Genomic DNA, 20,451 nt, shown 5'->3' on the forward strand with positions numbered 1-20,451 from the left:
GAACGGACGAGAGGGGCGGCCGATGCCCAAGCGTGTGGACCATGCGGAGCGGCGCACCGAGATCGCCGAGGCGCTCGTCCGGGTCGCGGGGCGGCGCGGGCTGCACGCCGTGGGGATGCGGGACGTCGCGGCGGAGGCCGGGGTGTCCCTGCGGCTGGTGCAGTACTACTTCGAGACCAAGGAGAAGCTGCTGCTCCACGGACTGCAGCGGCTGACCGAACGGTTCGGGGAGCGGGTTGCCGCCCTGGTCCGGGACGCCGGGGACGCGCCGCCGCCGCGCGCGCTGGTCGAGGCCCTGCTCACCGCGGCGCTGCCGACCGACCTGGAGAGCCGCACCTTCCACCTGCTGCACACGTCCTACGCCGTCCTGGCCGTGACCGACCCGGCCCTGGCCGCCCAGCCGTTCCTCAAGGACCCCGACGCCGCCGAACGCGTGCTGACCGAACTCCTCGGGCAGGCGCGGGAGTCGGGTCTGACCCGCCCCGGTGTCGACCCGGAGATGGAGGCGACCGGCCTGCTCGCCATGTCCGCGGGTCTCGGCACCAGCGTCCTGGCAGGCCAGCGCACTCCGGAATCCGCCGCCGCCGTCCTCGCGCACCACCTGGACCGGATCTTCCGCCCGGCAGCGAAACCGTGACACGACCGCCATGGAAGGCGGACCCGCGCGGCCGCACAATCGGGAATCCGAAGACCGGGAAGAAGCGGGGGAGTCGACGGACATGGAACTGGAACTCGGTTACGACCTGCTGGGCGGCCGGCTCCGCAGCATCGGGGACGTGGAACTCACCTACGGCCGGTGGGGCGGCAGGCCGCACGCGCTCGGCCCGCATTCGCTGGAGTACGACATGCTCGGCAGCCGGCTGCGGTGGATCGGCGACATCGAGATCGGCTACGGCCGCCTGGGCAGCGTCCCGAGGACGTTCGGGACCTGGGACGTCGACTGCGCCGCCTGGTCCGGGATCCCGCGCACCATCGGTCCCTACGCGATCGACCACCCCCGGTTCAGCGGCCGGGCCCGCGCGGTCGGCCCGGTCGAGATCTCCTACGACCTGCTGGGCAGCCGCGCCCGCCGCATCACCCTCCCCAAGGGCTGGACCGCCCTTCCCGATGACCTCCTGCGCGTCCTCTTCCTGGTCCTGCATCTCCAGACGGAACGCAACAAGAGTTCCTCCGCGTCCTCCTGAGCGGAAAAGGCCGAAGGCCCGCCGGAAAGATCCGGCGGGCCTTCGATGTGATGCCGGGTCAGACGGCGCCCGAGTACTTCGGGTTGGTGCCGTACTGGTTCTGCTCCGGCTTGCCCTCGGAGGCGAGCCAGACGATCAGGATGATCGTGCCGATCAGCGGGATGATGGCGATCAGGATCGCCCAGCCCGAACGGCCGGTGTCGTGCAGGCGGCGGACCGCGACACCCAGGCCGGGCAGGAAGACCGCGAGGCTGTAGATCAGGCCGAGGGCCGAGAAGCCGATGACCCGTCCGACGATCGCCAGCACAATGCTGATGATCACGTTGAACAGGAAGAACATCCAGTATTCCTGCCGACGCGCACGGCCGCTGAACACCGCGTACTTCTTCAGTACGTCCACGTACCAGTTCATTACTCGTCCCCCAAGGATCAAGAACTTGACTGGCCCCTAGCAAATCAAGCCGAGTTGGCCGATTCCATTCAGATTGGCGTGTGCGGGTCAACCGTTATCTTGTCGCCGCCGTACGGTGATCAAGGGGGGCGGATCGCAGCCGCGCGGCGCGCGATAGCGTCTTTCCGGCCATGGACATGCAGAAGCAATCGCAGTGGCGACCGCAGACGCAGCAGCCTGAGGGATGCCTCGTCGTCGCGATCAGAATCCCCGTCCGGATCTCCGTGTTCCTGGTGGTGCTGCCGGTACGCCTGCTCTGGGACGCGTGCACCGCCGCCGCACGGTTCCTGAGGCAGTACGTGCTCGCCCCCGTCGCCCGCTTCCTGTGGCGCTCCGTCCTCGCCCCGACGGGACACGCGACCGGCTGGATCCTGTACCGGCTCCTCGTCCTCCCCCTGATCTGGCTGTACCGCCACCTGCTCACGCCCCTCGGTCACGCCCTGCTGTGGCTCCACGCGCGCGTGCTCACCCCGATCGGCCGGGCCCTCCTGTGGCTCCTCACCCCCGTCGCGACCGGCGTTGCCTGGCTGCTCGACCAGCTCGCCACCGCACTCGCCTGGATCGCGCGCGTGCTCCTCGTCCTGCCCGCCCTCGCCCTGTGGCGCTGGATCCTCACCCCGGCCGGCCGCGTACTGGGCATCGCCCTGCGGGAGATCGGGGACGCCCTCGGGCACGCCTGGCGGGCCGCCGGGTACGTCGCACGGGCCGCCGGACGGGTTCTCGCGACCCTCTTCCGGTGGATCTTCCAGGAACCCGCCCGCTGGGTGTACCGGACCGTCCTCACCCCGGTCGGACACGTCGTGCGCGACCTCGTCCTGCGCCCCGCCGCCCAGGCCGCACGCGCCGTCGGCCGCGCCGTCGGCCAGGCCCGCGCCGACCTCCGACGGGCCCTCTTCGGCGAGCCCGTCCCGCCCGCCGCCGTCCACCGGCGGGAACCCGTGGCCCGCGACACACGTACTCTTGATGGATAGCACCGCACAGCAGCACGGCCGACCACGGCACGGCTGCTCTCACGAGAACCACGAAGGACTGACGACACTGGGCAAGCGACAGCCCGAAGGCCCGCCGCCCGCACCCGCGGTACAGCGCATCCGACTGCGCTACACCAAGCGCGGCCGCCTCCGGTTCACCAGCCACCGTGACTTCCAGCGCGCCTTCGAGCGTGCGTTGCGCCGCGCCGAGGTCCCCATGGCCTACTCGGCGGGGTTCACACCGCACCCGAAGGTGTCGTACGCCAATGCCGCACCCACCGGCACGGGCAGCGAGGCCGAGTACCTGGAGATCGCGCTCACCGCACCCCGTGACCCGGAGCGGCTGCGCGCACTGCTCGACGAGTCCCTGCCCACCGGGCTGGACATCGTCGACGCGGTCGAGGCACGGACGTCCGGACTGGCCGACCGGCTCACCGCCTCCGTGTGGGAGCTCCGGCTGACCGGCCAGGACCCCACGGAGGCGGAGAAGGCCGTCGCTGCGTTCAACGCCGCCGAGTCCGTCGAGGTCAGTCGCACCACCAAGAACGGCGTCCGCACCTTCGACGCCCGCCCCGCCGTCGTACAACTTGAAACACAGAGTGAAACGGCTGATAGGCCGACCGACCAGCCCTGTGCGATACTGCGGCTGGTTGTTCGGCACGTGACGCCTGCCGTACGACCCGACGACGTCCTGTCCGGTCTCCGCGCCGTGGCCGACCTGGCGCCGCCGGTCCCCGCAGCGGTGACCAGGCTGGCGCAGGGGCTGCTCGATGAAGAGACCGGCACGGTGACCGACCCGCTCGCGCCCGACCGCGAGGCAGAGGCGGCCCTCTCGAAGGCCGAACCCGCTGCCGCCGCGACGGCGCCGGCGTAAGGAAGGTCCCGCGAAGGACGGACGTCGTAGCGCAGCCCTCGTACTCGGGAGCCACCTGGGTCGGGCAGCGCACTGACCAGAAGACTTTCGCCAGGCCGTCCGCGACAAGGCGTACGGAACCGGCGAGACAGGACACAGAGAGCTCCTGTGCGGCGCCCGCGCCCCACACGGCGGCACCGCGCATCGCGCGAGCCGCGGACGTCAACGGCGGTCGTTCGAACCGATCGACGCCGACCAGGCGCGGCGCCCGGGAGCCTGACGGGAGAAACGCCCGCATGCTCGAACCGACCGAGCCCACCGAGGGCTCCGAACTGAACACCCCCAGCGACACCCTGCCGCCGCGCAGGCGTCGCCGTGCCGCGTCCCGCCCCGCGGGACCGCCCGCCGCGGGCGAGGCCGTGAGCGAGACCACCGAGGCCAACGGGCCGGCCATACCGGCCGACGCCTCCGCCGAGGCTTCCGCAGCCGCGGTGGTCGGCGGGACTTCCGAGGCCGCCGAGGCCGTCGAGGAGACGGCACCCGCCCCGCGTACGCGCCGTCGTGCCACCCGTAAGGCCTCGGCGCCCGCCGGTGCCTCGGCCGCCGCCGAGCCCGTGGAGCCCGTGGTGGCCGCCGCTGCCGCCGTCGTCACCGAGCCCGCCGAGGCCACCGTTGCCGACGAGGCCGCTGTCGAGAGCGGCGAGGACGCCGCCCCGCGTCGTACCCGCCGCCGGGCCACGCGCCGCGCCTCCGCGCCCGCCGGTGCCCCGGCCGCCGTCGAGGAGACCACCGCCGTGGCCGAGACCGAGACCGAGACCGAGCAGGCTGAGCAGACCGAGGCAGAAGAGGCCGTCGAGGCTGTTGAGGCTTCCGAGGTGGCTGAGGCCGTCGATGAGGTGGCGCCCGCTCCGCGTGCGCGTCGCCGTGCCACTCGCCGGGTGACCGCACCCGCCTCTGCCCCGGCCGCCGAAGAGGCCACGACCGTCGCCGCGGAGGCTGCGGAAGAGGTCGCGCCCGTCGCTGCCGAGGCGGCTGAGGTCGTGGAGGAAGCGGCGCCCGCTCCGCGTGCGCGTCGCCGTGCCACTCGCCGGGTGACCGCGCCCGTCGGTGCGCCCGAGACCGCCGAGGCGGCCGTCGCCGAGACCCCTGCCGCCGCCGCGCCGCAGACCGAGGCCGTCGAGGCACCGGCTGCCGCGCCCGCCGAGACCGCCGAGGCCGAGTCCCCGCGTCGCCGTCGCCGGGTCGTGCGGCAGGCCGCCACCGGGTTCTCCGAGCCCCCCGCCGCGGCCTCCGAGGACGAGCCGCAGCGCCGTCCGGCCCGGCCCGCCGTCGCCGTCTTCCAGGCGCCCGTGTTCACCGAGCCGCAGTTCCAGACCCCGCAGCGCGCCGCCGCGGCAGCCGCCGCCGAGGCCGCCGGTGCGGAGGAGCCCGAGGAGTCCGCGGCCCCGGCCGGGACCACGCCGTCGACCGCCTCCGGCGCGTCGGCGTTCGCCGCGGAGCCCGCCGAGCAGGCGGAGCAGCAGGCCGAGGCCGGTTCGCGGCGCCGTCGCCGCCGCCGCGGTGCCGTCGAGGAGGCCCCGGTCACCGAGGCCGCCGCCGAGGACGAGACCGAGGAGCCCGAGGAGTCCGTCGAGGACGCCGCCGACGGCGAGGACGAGGCCGAGGAGTCCGGCTCCCGCCGTCGCCGCCGTCGCGGTGGCCGTCGCCGCCGTCGCGGTGACGCCTTCGACGGTGACGGTGCCGAGGCCGACGAGCTCGCCGCCGAGCAGGCCGAGCAGGACGCCGAGGACACCGCCGAGCAGGAGGAAGAGGACGAGGACGAGGCCCACGACGAGGTCGGCGGCTCCTCCTCCAGCAGCCGTCGCCGTCGGCGTCGCCGGCGTCGTGCCGGGGACACCTCCGTCGACACCGAGCCCGACGAGGGCGACCCGGAGCGCACCGTCGTCAAGGTCCGCGAGCCCCGCAAGCCCTCCGAGCCGTCCGACGAGGTCCAGTCCATCAAGGGCTCGACCCGTCTGGAGGCCAAGAAGCAGCGCCGCCGCGAGGGCCGCGAGCAGGGCCGCCGCCGCGTCCCGATCATCACGGAGGCCGAGTTCCTCGCCCGCCGCGAGGCCGTCGAGCGTGTGATGGTCGTCCGCCAGTACGGCGACCGCACCCAGATCGGCGTCCTGGAGGACGGCGTGCTCGTCGAGCACTACGTCAACAAGGAGCAGGCCACCTCGTACGTCGGCAACGTCTACCTGGGCAAGGTCCAGAACGTGCTGCCGTCGATGGAGGCCGCCTTCATCGACATCGGCAAGGGCCGCAACGCCGTCCTGTACGCCGGTGAGGTCAACTTCGAGGCGCTCGGCATGGCCAACGGGCCGCGCCGCATCGAGGCCGCCCTCAAGTCCGGCCAGTCCGTCCTCGTCCAGGTGACGAAGGACCCGATCGGCCACAAGGGCGCCCGCCTCACCAGCCAGGTCTCCCTCCCGGGCCGCTACCTCGTGTACGTCCCCGAGGGTTCGATGACCGGCATCAGCCGCAAGCTGCCCGACACCGAGCGCGCCCGGCTGAAGACCATCCTCAAGAAGATCGTCCCCGAGGACGCGGGCGTCATCGTGCGCACCGCCGCCGAGGGCGCGAGCGAGGACGAGCTGCGCCGCGACGTCGAACGCCTGCAGGCGCAGTGGGAGGACATCCAGAAGAAGTCGAAGAACGGCAACGCCCCGACGCTGCTGTACGGCGAGCCGGACATGACCGTCCGGGTCGTCCGCGACATCTTCAACGAGGACTTCTCCAAGGTCGTCGTCAGCGGTGACGAGGCCTGGGAGACCGTCCACGGCTACGTCTCGCACGTCGCCCCCGACCTCGCGGGCCGGCTGTCGAAGTGGACCTCCGAGGTCGACGTCTTCGCCACCTACCGGATCGACGAGCAGCTCGCCAAGGCCCTGGACCGCAAGGTCTGGCTGCCCAGCGGCGGTTCGCTGGTCATCGACCGGACCGAGGCAATGGTCGTCGTCGACGTCAACACCGGCAAGTTCACCGGCCAGGGCGGGAACCTGGAAGAGACCGTCACCAGGAACAACCTGGAGGCGGCCGAGGAGATCGTCCGCCAGCTGCGGCTGCGCGACCTCGGCGGCATCATCGTCATCGACTTCATCGACATGGTCCTGGAGTCCAACCGGGACCTGGTGCTGCGCCGCCTCCTCGAGTGCCTGGGCCGGGACCGGACCAAGCACCAGGTGGCCGAGGTGACCTCGCTGGGGCTCGTCCAGATGACCCGCAAGCGGGTCGGACAGGGTCTGCTGGAGTCGTTCTCCGAGACCTGCGTGCACTGCAACGGCCGGGGCGTCATCGTCCACATGGAGCAGCCGAGCTCCAGCGGCGGTGGCGGCGGCAAGCGCAAGAAGCGCGGCCGTGGCGGCGACGGACACGAGCACGACCACGAGACGCACGAGGTCGTGGCCGACGGGGCCGTCGAGCACGCCGAGGCCGTCCACGCGGTCGAGTCGGCCGCCGAGGTCGCGGCCGAGGCCGCCGCGCCCGTCGCGCTGCCCGCGCCGGACTTCGAGCCGGACGAGGAGCTGTACAGCAGCGTCGCCGAGGCGGAGGCCGCGGCCGGTCGTGGCCGTGGCCGCCGCCGGGCCGGTCGCCGGGCCTCGGCCCCGGCCGGTGCGCCCAAGCAGCGCGCGGGACGGGACCGGGCCGCCGCCGAGGCGCCCGCCGCCCCGGCCGAGGCCGAGCGCGAGGTGCTGCCGGAGCCGGCCGCCGAGGCGCACGCCGAGCCGGTCGCCGTGGAGGTCCCGGTGGTCGAGGCCCCGGAGGCTCCCGAGGCCCCGGCCCCGGTCGCCGAGGAGGCCGCGCCCAAGGGCCGTACGCGTCGGCGTGCGACCCGGAAGGTGTCGGCGCCCGCCGGTTCCCCGGCGGGGGCCGAGGCGGCGGCCGTGGTGACTGTCGTCGCCGAGAGCGCGCCGGTCGCGGAACCCGTGGCCGAGCCGGTGGCGGAGGCGGTGACGGAGCCCGAGGCGGCCGCGCCCGCCGAGAGCGCCGCTCCGGCCCGCCCGCGCCGCCGCGCGGTGCGCAAGACCGCCGCGCCGACCGCGTCCGAGGAGACGGCCGTCGTGGTCGTCCCGACGGCGGAGGCACCGGTCGCCGAGGAGGCCGTCGAAGCGGTCGTCGAGGAAACCGTCGAGGAGGCCGTCCCGGCCAAGAAGACGGCCCGTAAGACGGCTGCCAAGAAGACGGCGGCGAAGAAGACGGCCGCCAAGAAGACCGCCGCCAAGAAGACGGTGGCGAAGAAGACGACGGCCAAGAAGGCGGTCAAGACCGCCAAGACGGCCGCCGCGAAGTCGACGGCGAAGAAGACCACCACGGTCGCCACCGCCTCCGACGAGGGCTGACACCCGGGTGCGGGGCCGGTCGCGGAGACCGGCCCCGCACTCCGTGGGGCCCGGTCCGCGTGACCGGCCCCACACCCCCCGGGGCCCGGTTTGACCCCCTCGGCCACCGCCCCGTACCCTTGACCGTCGGCGTGTCCATGGATATGAGGACGCGCCACATCCCCGTAAACCTCTTCCTTCGGAGCACAGGGTGTTCCGGAGAGGCGGCCCGTGTTCGCCGGGCGGCTGGACTGCGGGGGTGCCGTTCCCGAGCGAGAGAGTGAGATCCGCGTGTACGCCATCGTGCGCAGCGGTGGTCGCCAGCACAAGGTTGCTGTCGGCGACATCGTTGAGGTTGACAAGATTTCCACTGCCAAGGTTGGCGACACGGTCGAGCTCTCGACCCTGCTCGTTGTCGACGGCGAGGCCGTGACCAGCGACCCGTGGGTGCTGGCCGGCATCAAGGTCCAGGCCGAGGTCGTGGACCACCACAAGGGCCAGAAGATCGACATTCTGCGCTACAAGAACAAGACCGGTTACCGCCGTCGCCAGGGCCACCGCCAGCAGTACACGGCGATCAAGGTCACTGAGATCCCCACGGCTGCGAAGTAAGGGACTGAGAACAGATGGCACACAAGAAGGGCGCATCGTCCACCCGGAACGGTCGCGACTCCAATGCCCAGCGGCTCGGCGTGAAGCGCTTCGGCGGTCAGGTCGTCAACGCGGGTGAGATCCTGGTCCGCCAGCGCGGCACCCACTTCCACCCGGGTGCGGGCGTCGGCCGTGGCGGCGACGACACGCTGTTCGCGCTGCAGGCCGGTTCGGTGCAGTTCGGCACCCACCGTGGCCGCAAGGTCGTGAACATCGTTCCGGTCGCTGCCTGAGTCCTCTGACTCGACGGCTCAGACCGAACCTTTCGCGAGGCGGACCTCACTTCCCGATCGGGAAGGCGGGTCCGCCTTTCGCGTGTTGACATAGGTATTACCCCGCAAGTATCTGGAGGCACAGCACCATGACCACCTTCGTGGACCGCGTCGAGCTGCACATCGCCGCGGGTAGCGGAGGCCACGGCTGCGCCTCCGTACACCGGGAGAAGTTCAAGCCGCTCGGCGGCCCCGACGGCGGCAACGGCGGCCGGGGCGGCGACGTCATCCTGACCGTCGACCAGTCGGTGACGACCCTCCTCGACTACCACCACTCCCCGCACCGCAAGGCCACCAACGGCAAGCCCGGCGAGGGCGGCAACCGCGCGGGCAAGGACGGCCAGGACCTGATCCTGCCGGTGCCCGACGGCACGGTGGTGCTGGACAAGGCGGGCAACGTGCTCGCCGACCTCGTCGGCCACGGCACCTCCTACGTCGCCGCCCAGGGCGGCCGGGGCGGCCTCGGCAACGCGGCCCTCGCCAGCGCCCGCCGCAAGGCGCCCGGTTTCGCGCTGCTCGGCGAGCCCGGGGACCTCGGGGACATCGTCCTGGAGCTGAAGACCGTCGCCGACGTGGCCCTGGTCGGCTACCCGAGCGCCGGCAAGTCCTCGCTGATCTCCGTGCTGTCCGCGGCCAAGCCGAAGATCGCCGACTACCCGTTCACCACCCTGGTCCCCAACCTGGGTGTGGTGACCGCCGGCTCCACCGTCTACACCATCGCCGACGTCCCCGGCCTCATCCCCGGCGCCAGCCAGGGCAAGGGCCTCGGCCTGGAGTTCCTGCGCCACGTCGAGCGCTGCAGCGTGCTGGTCCACGTCCTCGACACCGCCACCCTGGAGTCCGAGCGCGACCCGGTCTCCGACCTCGACATCATCGAGGAGGAGCTCAAGCAGTACGGCGGCCTCGACAACCGGCCCCGGATCGTCGTCCTCAACAAGATCGACGTTCCGGACGGCAAGGACCTCGCCGAGATGGTCCGCCCCGACCTGGAGGCCCGCGGCTACCGCGTCTTCGAGGTGTCCGCGGTCGCCCACCTCGGGCTGCGCGAGCTGTCCTTCGCCCTCGGCGAGCTGGTCGGCAAGGCGCGCGCCGCGAAGCCCAAGGAGGAGGCGACCCGGATCGTCATCCGGCCCAAGGCTGTCGACGACGCCGGTTTCACCGTCACCCAGGAGGACGACGGCCTGTACCGGGTGCGCGGCGAGAAGCCCGAACGCTGGGTCCGCCAGACCGACTTCAACAACGACGAGGCCGTCGGCTACCTCGCCGACCGCCTCAACCGCCTCGGTGTGGAAGAGCAGTTGATGAAGGCGGGCGCCCGCTCGGGCGACGGCGTCGCCATCGGCCCCGAGGAGAACGCCGTCGTCTTCGACTGGGAGCCGTCCATGATGTCCGGCGCCGAGATGCTCGGCCGGCGCGGCGAGGACCACCGCTTCGAGGAGCAGCGGCCCGCCGTGCAGCGCCGCCGCGACCGGCAGGCGGAACGGGACGAGTCCCTGGGCGAGTACGAGGACTTCGACCCGTTCGAGTAGGCCGCGGCGCGGCGGGGCCGTCGGCCTCCCCGCTTCCCGAAGCCGACTGATCCACCGTCAGACCCGTTGTGGCCGGGACCCGTTCCCGGCCGCGACGGGTTTTCTGTTGTCTGCCTAGTTGTCATGCGCACGCATGCCGGTGTTCAGGGGGCGGACCGTCCGGCCGTGGGAGCTTCCGAAGGCCAGACCGTCCAAGAGGCCACTGTGGCAAGGGAGTCCGCGCATGACCGGAGTACCGTCGCCCGATCGACGCCGCTTTCTGACCGCCGGTGCCGCCGTTCTCGGAGCCGCCGCATCCGCCCAGCTCTGGCTGCCGGCCACCGCCCGGGCCGCCGAAACCCCGCTGCCCGACAGCGTGTTCAGCCTCGGCATCGCCTCGGGCGACCCGCTCCCCGACGGCATCGTGCTCTGGACCCGGCTCGCCCCCGACCCCCTCAACGGCGGCGGCATGCCCGACCAGGTGGTCCCCGTCCACTGGGAGATCGCCGAGGACGAGCGCCTCGGCAAGGTCGTCCGCCGGGGCACCGCCCACGCCCGGCCCGAGTACGGGCACAGCGTTCACGTGGATGTACGAGGACTGCGCCCCGGCCGCTCCTACTGGTACCGCTTCCGCGCCGGCGGACAGCTCTCACCCACCGGACGCACCCGCACCGCACCCCACCCGCACAGCAGGAACGGCTCCCTGCGCGTGACCCTGGCCTCCTGCCAGAACTGGCAGCACGGCTACTTCACCCCGTACGCCGACATGCTCGCCCAGGACCCCGACGTCGTGCTCTTCGTCGGCGACTACATCTACGAGTCCACCCCGTCGTCCGCCGGCCCGCGCCGCCACGAGGGGACCGGAGAGCCGTACACCCTGGTCCAGTACCGCAACCGGTACGCCCAGTACCGCAGCGACCCGGACCTCGCCGCGATGCACGCGAACGCGCCCTGGGTGGTCACCTTCGACGACCACGAGGTCGACAACGACTGGGCCGGCGAGATCCCCCAGGACCCCGACAAGCAGTCCCACGACGCGTTCGTCGCCCGGCTGACCGCCGCCTTCCAGGCCTACTACGAGCACATGCCGGTCCGCGCCACCGCGATCCCGGACGGGCCCCACATCCAGATGTACCGCCGCCTGGAGTTCGGCCGCCTGGTCCGGCTCAACGTCCTCGACACCCGGCAGTTCCGCAGCGACCAGGTCACCGGCCAGGCCGCCGCCGAGAACCCCGCGCTCACCATGCTCGGCGCCGGTCAGAAGCGGTGGCTGCTCGACGGACTGCACGACTCGCCGGCCCGCTGGAACCTGATCGCCTCGCAGATCATGATGGCCGAGACCGACATCCTGCCCGGCGCCGGCAAGCTCTGGTACTACGACGCCTGGGACGGCTACCAGGTCGAGCGCAACGCCCTCCTGGACGAGTTCGCCTCGGTCCGCAACCCCGTCGTGCTCAGCGGCGACCGCCACCTGACCATGATCAGCGACCTGAAGAAGGACTTCGCGGATCCCGCGTCGGACGTCGTCGGCGCCGAGTTCGTCGGCACCTCCATCTCCAGCAACGGCGACCAGGACCAGGCCGCCTTCCACGCCCAGTGGGACCCGCTGAGGGCCGACAACCCGCACTGGAAGGTCATCGACGCCCACCGCGGCTACCACCTCTTCGACATCCGCCGCGACGGCATCGACGCCCAGGTCCGCGTCGTCGACACCGTCGTCCGGCCGCAGGCCGCCGCGAGCACCCTCGCCGCCCTGCGCGTCGAGGCGGACGAACCGGGTGTACAGGTCGTCTGACGGGCGAAACGGGCGGGTCAAAAGTCAAGTCTGTGTAACAGGAGCCTGGGACTCATCTGTGTCCCAGGCTCCTCTCAGGTGAACCTAAGGTAAACGTCTTACCTTCCGTTAACCATGGAGACGGACTGCACGAGAGGCGAAGCCCCGGTGAACAACGCCCCGATAGGCCCCATCGGTCCCCCCGCCGCCCTGCCCGCCGGCACCCGCCTGCTGCACATCGGCCCGCACAAGACCGGCACCACCGCCATCCAGGGCGCCCTGTTCGCCGCGAAGGACCAGCTGCCCGCACACGGCGTGGTCTTCCCGGCGACCAGCCGGCATCCGATGGAGGCCGCCCTCGCGGCCTGCGCCCGGCCCGCGATGATGGGCGACACCGCGCCCACCGAGAAGCACTGGACGCGGCTGCTGCAGCAGGTCGAGGCGACCGGATCCCGTACCTCGGTGATCAGCAGCGAGTTCTTCGCCGACGCCCCCGACGACGAGACGATCGCCCGCATCGTCGAGCAACTCGGCGGCGAACGCGTCCACATCCTCGTCACCCTGCGCCCGATCGCCAGGATCATGCCCTCGCAGTGGCAGCAGTACGTGCAGAACGGCCTGCGCATGGGCTACGAGGACTGGCTGGACCACATGTTCCGCAAGGCCCCCTACGAGAAGCCCAACCCCAGCTTCTGGCGCCGGCACCGGCACGACCGCCTCGTCGAACGGTGGATCCGCGCGGTCGGCGCGGACCGGGTCACCGTCGTCGTGGTCGACGACCGCGACCGCGACGGACTGATGCGCACCTTCGAAGCCCTCCTCGGACTCCCCGAAAAACTCCTCCAGCCCGTCCCGGACACGGCGAACCGCTCCCTCACCCTCGCCGAGACCGAAATGCTGCGAAAGCTCAACGTGGAATTCCGCGGCAACGGACTGCCCGACGAGCTCTATTCCAAGCTCGTCCGCAACGGCGCCGTGATGCATATGAAGAACGCGTGCAGTCCCACCGAGGCCGACGTGAAGATCTCCACCCCCGCCTGGGCCGTCGAGGCCGCCGGCCGCGTCGGCGCCGAGATGGCGGAACGTATCGGCGCCATGGGCGTCCGCGTCATCGGCGACCCGGCCCTGCTCTCCGCCCTGCCCGTCATCCCCACCCAGCCGGGACCGCCCTCCGCCGAGGCCCGCATCGCACCCGAGGTGGCCGCCCAGGCCCTGTACGGCGCACTCGCCGCGGCGGCCGCGGCCCCGGTGCGGCACACCGCCGAGGCGAAGGCCCGCACGGTGCACCAGACGTCGTCGAAGGAACTCGTACGGGTCCTGGGGCACCGATGTCTGAAGAAGCTGCGGCGCCGCTGAGCCTCCAGGGGCTCCGGAGGCTCTGGGGCGTGCACTTCGTCACGCAGAGCAATCGGAATGCGCTGTGTAGTTACTCACAGCAAATTGACGGAACTTCCCCGGAGGTCTGCCGGGCGACGCCCATCACCAGCGATGCAAGGTGAATGAAAGGTTGCGGGCACATATGCAGTGGACGGCGCTCACCTTGCACAGCGGTTACCGGAAGTGGGAGCATTTCCTGGTTCCCTGATGCCCCAAGGTAGGTCACCTGTGTCCCAGCACATAGCCAAGCCCCGAACCACCGCAGTGATCCTGGCCGGTGGCACCGGCCAGCGGGTGGGTCTGTCGATCCCCAAGCAGCTGCTGAAGATCGCCGGCAAGGCAGTCATCGAGCACACCCTGGCCACCTTCGAGCAGGCCGACTCGATCGACGACATCATCGTGCTGATGGCGCCGGGCTACGTCGCGGACGTCGAGAAGATCGTCGCCAAGGCCGGGTTCGCGAAGGTCAAGAAGATCATCGAAGGCGGCAGCACACGGAACGAGACCACCGAGCGCGCCATCGAGGCCCTCGGTGAGGGCCTGGCCGAGGGCGAGGACCTCAACGTCCTCTTCCACGACGCCGTACGCCCCCTGCTGTCCCGGCGCGTCATCGACGACTGCGTGACCGCCCTGGAGCGCTACCAGGCCGTCGACGTCGCCATCCCGTCCGCCGACACCATCATCGTCACGCGGACCCACGGCGGGGACGGCGAGTTCATCACCGAGATCCCGGACCGCTCCCGGCTGCGCCGCGGCCAGACCCCGCAGGCGTTCAAGCTGTCCACGATCAAGCGGGCCTACCGGGTCGCCGACGGCGACCCCAACTTCCAGGCCACCGACGACTGCTCCGTCGTCCTCAAGTACCTGCCGGACGTGCCGATCCACGTCGTCGCCGGCGACGAGTACAACATGAAGGTCACCCAGCCGGTCGACGTCTTCATCGCGGACAAGCTCTTCCAGCTCGCCTCCACGGCGGCCCCCGAGCAGAACGGCGAGGACGCCTACCGCGCACTGCTCACCGGCAAGACCGCCGTGATCTTCGGCGGCTCGTACGGCATCGGCAAGGACATCGCCGAACTCGCCGAGTCCTACGGCGCGAACGTCTACGCGCTCGGCCGCTCCACCACCGGCACCCACGTGGAGAACCCGGAGGAGGTCGACGACGCGCTGTCCAAGGCGTACGCCGAGACCGGCCGGATCGACTACGTCGTCAACACCGCGGGCGTCCTGCGTATCGGCAAGCTCGCCGAGACCGACAACGCCACCATCGAAGAGGCGCTGAAGGTCAACTACCTGGCCCCGGTGCAGATCGCCCGCTCCAGCTACAAGTACCTCGCCGAGACCCAGGGCCAGCTGCTGCTCTACACCTCCAGCAGTTACACCCGCGGCCGCGCCGAGTACAGCCTCTACTCCTCGACCAAGGCCGCCATGGTGAACCTCACCCAGGCCCTGTCCGACGAGTGGGCCGGCGACTCCGTCCGGGTCAACTGCATCAACCCCGAGCGCACCGCCACCCCCATGCGCACCAAGGCGTTCGGCCAGGAGCCGGCGGGCTCGCTGCTCTCCTCCGAGGCCGTCGCCCGCACCTCCCTCGACGTGCTGCTCTCCGAGCTCACCGGCCATGTCATCGACGTCCGCCAGCAGGACCCGACGGCCGCCGCCGGCCAGGCCTCCGGCTTCGAGCAGGCACTGGCCAGCGTCCTGGACCGACAGGACGGCGTGGCATAATCGGCAGCCATTAGTCATCTCTTATTCAGGCCTCTGTGGTTGCACGTTCGTGGAGCACTCACAGGGGCCTGAGCCGTAAGAATCCAGATCGACAACCTTCCCGATCGTCCGCAAGGTCAAATTCAGGCCTTTTTGTCAGCAAAAGGTTCTCCGTGATATCCACCGCTATTCGCGTCGCCCGGGTGGGCAGCGCGGCCGAGCTGGCCGCGGCGGCACTCATGATGCTGGGCTTCCCGGTCCTCATGATCGCCGCGCTCGTCCCGAGCGTGTACGCCTTCGCGGCCGCGGCCGCCGTCACGTACCTGGCGGACCACTACCTGCACCGCAAGGGCAGCTACCTCGTCAACCGCCTGAGCAAGGTCCGGGCCGGCCTGTCGATCCGCTTCCTGATCCGGCAGCTGCTGCTGATCCTGCTGCTGGCCCGCATGGACCTCCAGAACGGCCTGATCTTCTACGGCGCGATCGCCTGCTTCATCGCCTTCTACGGCCTGCAGGCCCCGCACGGCGCACTGGTCACCCTGATCCGCAACCGCCGCCGGATGCCGGTCGCCACTCGCAACGTCGACCTGAAGTCCCGCATCCGCATCCCGGACGCCCCGCCGCAGGGCCTGCTGGACCGCTCCGCCGAGAAGATGCTCCACCTCGACCTCGCGGCCGTCGTCGGCCTGCTGATCTCGGCGATGACGGACAGCGCGGTCGCCGGTTTCGTCGGCATCGGCATCACCCTCGCCCTGGGCTGCCTCTACGTCCTGGTGCTCATGCCGTACGTGCGCGGCCGCAAGACCCCGCCGGACGCGGACACCGTGCTCGCCGCCGTCGACGACTGGCTCGCCGAGTACCAGCCCGGCACCGTGCTGTACTTCTCCGGCTCCAAGGACTCCGCCTACCAGGTCAACATGTGGCTGGAGACCATGGAACAGCTGGACTCCCGCCCGCTGGTCCTGCTGCGCGAACGCGTCATCCTGCAGAATCTCGGCCCGACCACGGCCCCCGTCATCTGCGTGCCCGGCGGTGTGCACCTGATGAACATGGACCTCTCCACGGTCCGCGTCGCCCTCTACGCCGCCAACGTCGGCAAGAACATCCACCTGCTGCGCGTCCCCACCATGAAGCACGTCTTCATCGGCCACGGCGACAGCGACAAACTGGCCAGCGTCAACCCGTTCAGCAAGGTGTACGACGAGGTGTGGACCGCCGGCCGCGCGGGCCGCGACCGCTACGCCATCGCCGACGTCGGCGTCCGCGACGACGACATCGTCGAGGTCGGCCGCCCGCAGCTGGCCCCCATCCAGACCTGGCAGGGCGTGCCCGAGGGCCGTATCCCGACCGTGCTGTACGCGCCGACGTGGGAGGGCTGGGACGGCGAACCGGGCAACACCTCCCTCGTTCTCGCCGGCGAGAACATCGTGAAGAAGCTGGTCAAGGCCGACCCGCCGGTCCGCGTCCTCTACAAGCCGCACCCCTTCACCGGCACCGTCAGCGCCGAGGCCGGCGCCGCCCACCGGCGCGTCACCGCCCTCGTCGAGAAGGCCGCCGCGGCGCGCGCCGCCGACCCCCGCTTCACCGTCGACACGGCCGCCCAGACGGCCGCACAGGCCGAGCTGGCCCGTATCGAGACCCGTCTGGCCGAGCTCACCGGCACCGCCAACGAGAAGCGCGACGAGGCCGAGGCCAGCCGCGACGACGTCGTCGACCTGAAGAAGCACGAGGAGATCGCCCGGCTGCGCGCCGAGTGGAACGACGCCCTCTGGCGTTCTTTCCCCGACCACGAGCACCGGGTCGTCACCGGCGCCGAACCGCGCCTGTACGACTGCTTCAACGTCTCCGACGCGATGGTCTCCGACATCTCCAGCGTCGTCTCCGACTTCATCGCGAGCGGCAAGCCGTATGCCGTCACCGACTCCGCCGGCGTCGGCGTGGAGGAGTTCAAGCGGGCCAACACCGCCGTGCGCGCCGCCGTGATCCTCTCCAACAGCGCCAAGGAGCTGGGCGGCCTGCTGGACGCCGTACGCGACTCGTCGGCCGATCCGCTGGCCGCGGAGCGGGTCGAGCTCAAGCAGTACCTGCTCGGACCGGACGAGCCGACCTCCATCGAGCAGTTCAACGGCGCCGTCGCCGCGCTCGCCCGCAAGGCCGAGACCCGCAACGTGGGCCAGGAGGCCCGGATCGCGGCCGGTGACATCGAGGCCGCCGAACTGGCCGAGGTGCTGCCGGGGAAGCCGCGGACGGCCGCCGGCGAGGCGGAGGGCGCGACCGCAGGCTGACCCTCCCAGTACACGGAAACGGGCTCGGTCCCGGGGGCTTTTCCCCGGGACCGAGCCCGTTCGGCGTTTCTCCCCCCGGCGGCACGTCCTCTTACTTTTGCTTAGCTGTCCGAGGCGTTTCTTCTTACCTTTCCTTCGCGGTCTTCGGTGAACGGCTCTTACCGCACTTCCGTACCGTCCGACGTAACCCGCCGTACACCATCCAGCTGTCCGTTGGTCATGTGAGCTAGGCCACTGGAGGCGTGTCCCAAGGCAACCCGCGGCGGCGGTCAGCCATCTAAAACGTTGCGATCCAGGCGACACAGGGGGAACGCACCATTGACTAGGGGGAAACGTGACCGTCGTTGCGCAGCCTGATGTGACCGTGATCATCGGGGCGTACGAAGCGATGCCGTATCTCGTCGAATGCCTGGCCTCCGTCGAGCGCCAGACCCTCGACCCGGCTCGTATGGAGGTCATCGCCGTCGACGACGGGTCGACCGACGGCACAGGGGAGTACCTGGAGGAGTTCGCGGCCCGCGCCGCCATGCCGGTGACCGTGATCCACCAGGAGAACTCCGGCGGCCCCAGCGGCCCCCGCAACGTCGGCCTCGGCAAGGCCGCCGGCCGCTACGTGTTCTTCCTGGACGCCGACGACCGGCTCGGCCCCGAGGCCCTGGAGCGCATGGTCGCCATGGCCGACAAGAACGGCACGGACGTCGTCCTCGGCAAGGTCGAGGGGATCAACCGCAAACCCCCGAAGTCGATGTGGCACAAGACGCTGAACCGTACCGACGTCTTCTCCTCCAACATCAAGTTCACGCTCAGCGCCCAGAAACTCTTCCGACGCGCCCTGCTGGAACAGCACGGCATGCGGTTCGACGAATCCCTGTGGACCGGCGAGGACGCGCTGTTCACCATGGAGGCCTATCTGCGCGCCGACGGCGTCTCCGTCGTCGCCGACTACCCCTGCTACTACCTGGTCGGCCGCGAGGACGGAAAACACGTCACCAAGACCGGCAGCTACACCCTGCGTTTCGACTCCGCGCGCGCCCTGATGAACCTGATCGCCGACATGGTGCCGGCCGGACCGCGCCGCGACACGCTCATGGTCCGGCCGTTCCTGGTCACCCTGCTCCCGCAGTTCGGCCCCAAGTTCCTCAAGGACAGCGAGGAGGTCCGGCGGCACAAGATGGAACTGGCCCAGCCGTTGATGGACACCCACTGGAACCCCGAGGTCGCCCGCCGTCTCAGGGTTCACGAACGGCTGCGCCTGCACCTGGTCGCCGTTCAGCGCCCCGGGCCGCTCGTCGACGTCATCGAGTTCGTCCGCGCGAAGAAGCAGGCGGGCGCCCTTCTGGAGAAGCGCGGCACGCACGTGTATCTCGTGTACCCGCACTTCCGCGCGAAGGCGGCCGGGATCCCCGACTGGATCTATCTCGCAGAGCCCCGTGAGGCCCGCGCGGTCGAGGGCTACCGCGAGGAGGCCGCCAACACCTTCCTGCGGCGCGCCGTGCGCAGAATGCGCCGGACGCTGCCGACACGGGGCGTGAAGGCGGCGGCGGTCTGACCGGACACGGCCGGACCGCCGTCCGTCCGTGCGACTACTGGCCCGTCCCCAGTGCCCGGCGGATGGGCCTGCCCACGGCCCGCCGGGCCCGCCGGTAGACCGAGGCGGGCGGCAGGGCGGGCGACACGACGGGCGCCTTGGCACGGGACCCCGCGCGCGCCAGGTCCTTCTGCAGCCGGGCGTTGTCCAGCGACAGTTCGTCGATGCGGTTGTGCAGCCAGCCGAACCGCGAGGTGAGAGAGGCGACGTCCGCCTCGTTCCAGGGACGGATGCCGGCCGGGAACGTCAGCGAACGCATCCGCTCCTCGAAAGCCGCGCCGCCGTCGCCGTGCGTGAAGGTGTTCTCCAGCCCGTTCCTGCCGAGGAAGCCGGTGAACTGCTCGAAACGCTCCCGGTGACCGCCGACCAGCCCGCCGAAGTCGGCCTCCGCGTACAGCTTCGCCGGATCCGCCGACTCGGGGTCCTTGACCGCCTGGTCCAGCCGCCGGTGCGGGATCTCGAAATATCGGCACAGTTCCAGAGTCCGCGAGTCACCGCACAGCACGGTCGCCGGAGTGCCGGCGAGCAGCGCCGCTATGTTGCCGTGGATGCGCGAACCGAAGGAGAAGTCGAAAGAACGCAGATCGTCGATCCAGGTGATCGGGTCGACGTAGACCCGCACCTTGTCCTCGCGGTACATCGGGTGGTCCGGGTGGGACGGCATCGCGGTCACCGCGGCGTTGGGATCCGACAGGTCCCGCCAGTGCAACTGCCGTGCGTCGCTGAGGTTCTGGCCGACGAACCGCAGATACGGGTAGCGCTCGTGGGTACGCGTGATGATCCGGTCCAGGCCCTGCGCGCGGACGGCGCTGTGCGAACCGTTGATCGCGATCCGTGACTCCGGCGTCAACTCCAGCGCCTTCTTGTGCACCGACAGCCGGTCGCCGTGCATGAACAGCGAAGGACAGCCGATGACCTCGACGTCCTTGAAGCCCATGGCCTTCAGGTACTGCTCGGTGAACTCGCCCCGCACACCGATCGACGCGCTGCGCTCCAGCACCGCCGCACAGAACTCCCGGACGGTCGGCTCCATCCGCTTCAGCCGCTCCGGGTTGTAGCTCACCCCCGTCTGCGCACCGACACCGAGCACGACGACCGGGATCCTCAACTTCGAGATCAGCCGGGTCATCCGCTTCAACGCGCTCTCGAAGGACGGGCGGAAGGCGTTGGCGAGCGGGATGACGAAGGCGTCGTACTCCTCGTTGATGCGCCCGGCGGCGGAGACGTCCGAGGGCATGCCGTTGGAGACGACCTCGGTCCCCGGCGTCTCGAGGATCTTGTGGGCGGCGTCGCTGAAGATCAGGTTGCCCGAGTTGGTGGCGATGACGTCCCGGTGCAGGGCCTCCTCGACGCCGACGACGTCGTAGGGACTCTTTCCCGACCTGAGGAGGATGCGCTTCTCGCTGCGCTCTTTAGATGACACAAACTTCAAGTTAACTTTAAGTTCGTTTCGATTTCCATACACAGTC

The 20,451-nt window shown here is 70.7% G+C and carries 15 protein-coding genes; 13 read left to right on the forward strand and 2 right to left on the reverse strand.

From position 1 onward, the window contains the following. Window positions 1-22: 22 nt before the first annotated feature. Window positions 23-637, forward strand: a complete 615-nt coding sequence (locus ACFZDK_RS31370) for a TetR family transcriptional regulator C-terminal domain-containing protein (protein WP_390977284.1) — start codon at window positions 23-25, stop codon at window positions 635-637. An 82-nt stretch (window positions 638-719) separates the two neighbouring features. Then, window positions 720-1,184, forward strand: a complete 465-nt coding sequence (locus ACFZDK_RS31375; RefSeq protein WP_390977285.1) for a hypothetical protein — start codon at window positions 720-722, stop codon at window positions 1,182-1,184. A gap of 58 nt (window positions 1,185-1,242) precedes the next feature. Here the strand turns inward: ACFZDK_RS31375 and ACFZDK_RS31380 are convergent, their stop codons facing one another. After that, window positions 1,243-1,596, reverse strand: a complete 354-nt coding sequence (locus ACFZDK_RS31380; protein WP_390977286.1) for a DUF805 domain-containing protein — start codon at window positions 1,594-1,596, stop codon at window positions 1,243-1,245. Between the two features lie 170 nt (window positions 1,597-1,766). Between ACFZDK_RS31380 and ACFZDK_RS31385 the strand changes: the two genes are divergently transcribed. The 11 genes from ACFZDK_RS31385 (at window position 1,767) to ACFZDK_RS31435 (ending at window position 18,943) form a co-directional block, all read left to right on the forward strand. Further along, a complete protein-coding gene (locus ACFZDK_RS31385; protein ID WP_390977287.1) occupies window positions 1,767-2,606 on the forward strand; it encodes a hypothetical protein in 840 nt (279 codons plus the stop codon). Beyond that, window positions 2,599-3,480, forward strand: a complete 882-nt coding sequence (locus tag ACFZDK_RS31390) for a TIGR03936 family radical SAM-associated protein (protein ID WP_390977288.1) — start codon at window positions 2,599-2,601, stop codon at window positions 3,478-3,480. The genes ACFZDK_RS31385 and ACFZDK_RS31390 overlap by 8 nt, the downstream gene beginning before the upstream one ends. 275 nt (window positions 3,481-3,755) lie before the next feature. After that, the gene (locus ACFZDK_RS31395; protein WP_390977289.1) at window positions 3,756-7,841 is read left to right on the forward strand and encodes an Rne/Rng family ribonuclease; all 4,086 of its coding nucleotides are present in this window, start codon (window positions 3,756-3,758) and stop codon (window positions 7,839-7,841) included. A gap of 270 nt (window positions 7,842-8,111) precedes the next feature. After that, the gene (rplU, locus tag ACFZDK_RS31400) at window positions 8,112-8,432 is read left to right on the forward strand and encodes a 50S ribosomal protein L21 (protein WP_345659671.1); all 321 of its coding nucleotides are present in this window, start codon (window positions 8,112-8,114) and stop codon (window positions 8,430-8,432) included. A gap of 14 nt (window positions 8,433-8,446) precedes the next feature. Then, the gene (gene rpmA, locus ACFZDK_RS31405) at window positions 8,447-8,704 is read left to right on the forward strand and encodes a 50S ribosomal protein L27 (RefSeq protein WP_355722355.1); all 258 of its coding nucleotides are present in this window, start codon (window positions 8,447-8,449) and stop codon (window positions 8,702-8,704) included. A 128-nt stretch (window positions 8,705-8,832) separates the two neighbouring features. Beyond that, window positions 8,833-10,272, forward strand: coding sequence for a GTPase ObgE (obgE, locus tag ACFZDK_RS31410; protein WP_390977290.1), 1,440 nt, complete (start codon window positions 8,833-8,835; stop codon window positions 10,270-10,272). 223 nt (window positions 10,273-10,495) lie between these two features. Beyond that, entirely contained in the window at window positions 10,496-12,046 is a 1,551-nt protein-coding gene (locus ACFZDK_RS31415; RefSeq protein WP_390977291.1) for an alkaline phosphatase D family protein, read from the forward strand. A gap of 114 nt (window positions 12,047-12,160) precedes the next feature. Beyond that, a complete protein-coding gene (locus ACFZDK_RS31420) occupies window positions 12,161-13,381 on the forward strand; it encodes a hypothetical protein (RefSeq protein ID WP_390977292.1) in 1,221 nt (406 codons plus the stop codon). A gap of 249 nt (window positions 13,382-13,630) precedes the next feature. After that, a complete protein-coding gene (locus ACFZDK_RS31425; RefSeq protein WP_390977293.1) occupies window positions 13,631-15,130 on the forward strand; it encodes a D-ribitol-5-phosphate cytidylyltransferase in 1,500 nt (499 codons plus the stop codon). A 152-nt stretch (window positions 15,131-15,282) separates the two neighbouring features. After that, window positions 15,283-17,394: a hypothetical protein gene (locus ACFZDK_RS31430; protein ID WP_390977294.1), complete on the forward strand. Its 2,112-nt coding sequence runs from the start codon at window positions 15,283-15,285 to the stop codon at window positions 17,392-17,394. Between the two features lie 388 nt (window positions 17,395-17,782). Further along, entirely contained in the window at window positions 17,783-18,943 is a 1,161-nt protein-coding gene (locus ACFZDK_RS31435; protein WP_390977322.1) for a glycosyltransferase, read from the forward strand. Window positions 18,944-18,977: 34 nt separating this feature from the next. Here the strand turns inward: ACFZDK_RS31435 and ACFZDK_RS31440 are convergent, their stop codons facing one another. After that, complete coding sequence (locus ACFZDK_RS31440; RefSeq protein WP_390977295.1) at window positions 18,978-20,405, reverse strand: polysaccharide pyruvyl transferase family protein; 1,428 nt, start codon at window positions 20,403-20,405, stop codon at window positions 18,978-18,980. Window positions 20,406-20,451 lie beyond the last annotated feature (46 nt).

It is taken from the genome of Streptomyces sp. NPDC007901 (genome assembly GCF_042959465.1).
GTDB lineage: Bacteria > Actinomycetota > Actinomycetes > Streptomycetales > Streptomycetaceae > Streptomyces.

Coding starts and splice junctions, on each gene's coding strand:
- ACFZDK_RS31370 (WP_390977284.1), top strand. CDS start 23: ATGCCCAAGCGTGTGGACCATGCGGAGCGGCGCACCGAGATCGCCGAG.
- ACFZDK_RS31375 (WP_390977285.1), top strand. CDS start 720: ATGGAACTGGAACTCGGTTACGACCTGCTGGGCGGCCGGCTCCGCAGC.
- ACFZDK_RS31380 (WP_390977286.1), bottom strand. CDS start 1,596: ATGAACTGGTACGTGGACGTACTGAAGAAGTACGCGGTGTTCAGCGGC.
- ACFZDK_RS31385 (WP_390977287.1), top strand. CDS start 1,767: ATGGACATGCAGAAGCAATCGCAGTGGCGACCGCAGACGCAGCAGCCT.
- ACFZDK_RS31390 (WP_390977288.1), top strand. CDS start 2,599: ATGGATAGCACCGCACAGCAGCACGGCCGACCACGGCACGGCTGCTCT.
- ACFZDK_RS31395 (WP_390977289.1), top strand. CDS start 3,756: ATGCTCGAACCGACCGAGCCCACCGAGGGCTCCGAACTGAACACCCCC.
- rpmA (WP_355722355.1), top strand. CDS start 8,447: ATGGCACACAAGAAGGGCGCATCGTCCACCCGGAACGGTCGCGACTCC.
- obgE (WP_390977290.1), top strand. CDS start 8,833: ATGACCACCTTCGTGGACCGCGTCGAGCTGCACATCGCCGCGGGTAGC.
- ACFZDK_RS31415 (WP_390977291.1), top strand. CDS start 10,496: ATGACCGGAGTACCGTCGCCCGATCGACGCCGCTTTCTGACCGCCGGT.
- ACFZDK_RS31420 (WP_390977292.1), top strand. CDS start 12,161: ATGGAGACGGACTGCACGAGAGGCGAAGCCCCGGTGAACAACGCCCCG.
- ACFZDK_RS31435 (WP_390977322.1), top strand. CDS start 17,783: ATGCCGTATCTCGTCGAATGCCTGGCCTCCGTCGAGCGCCAGACCCTC.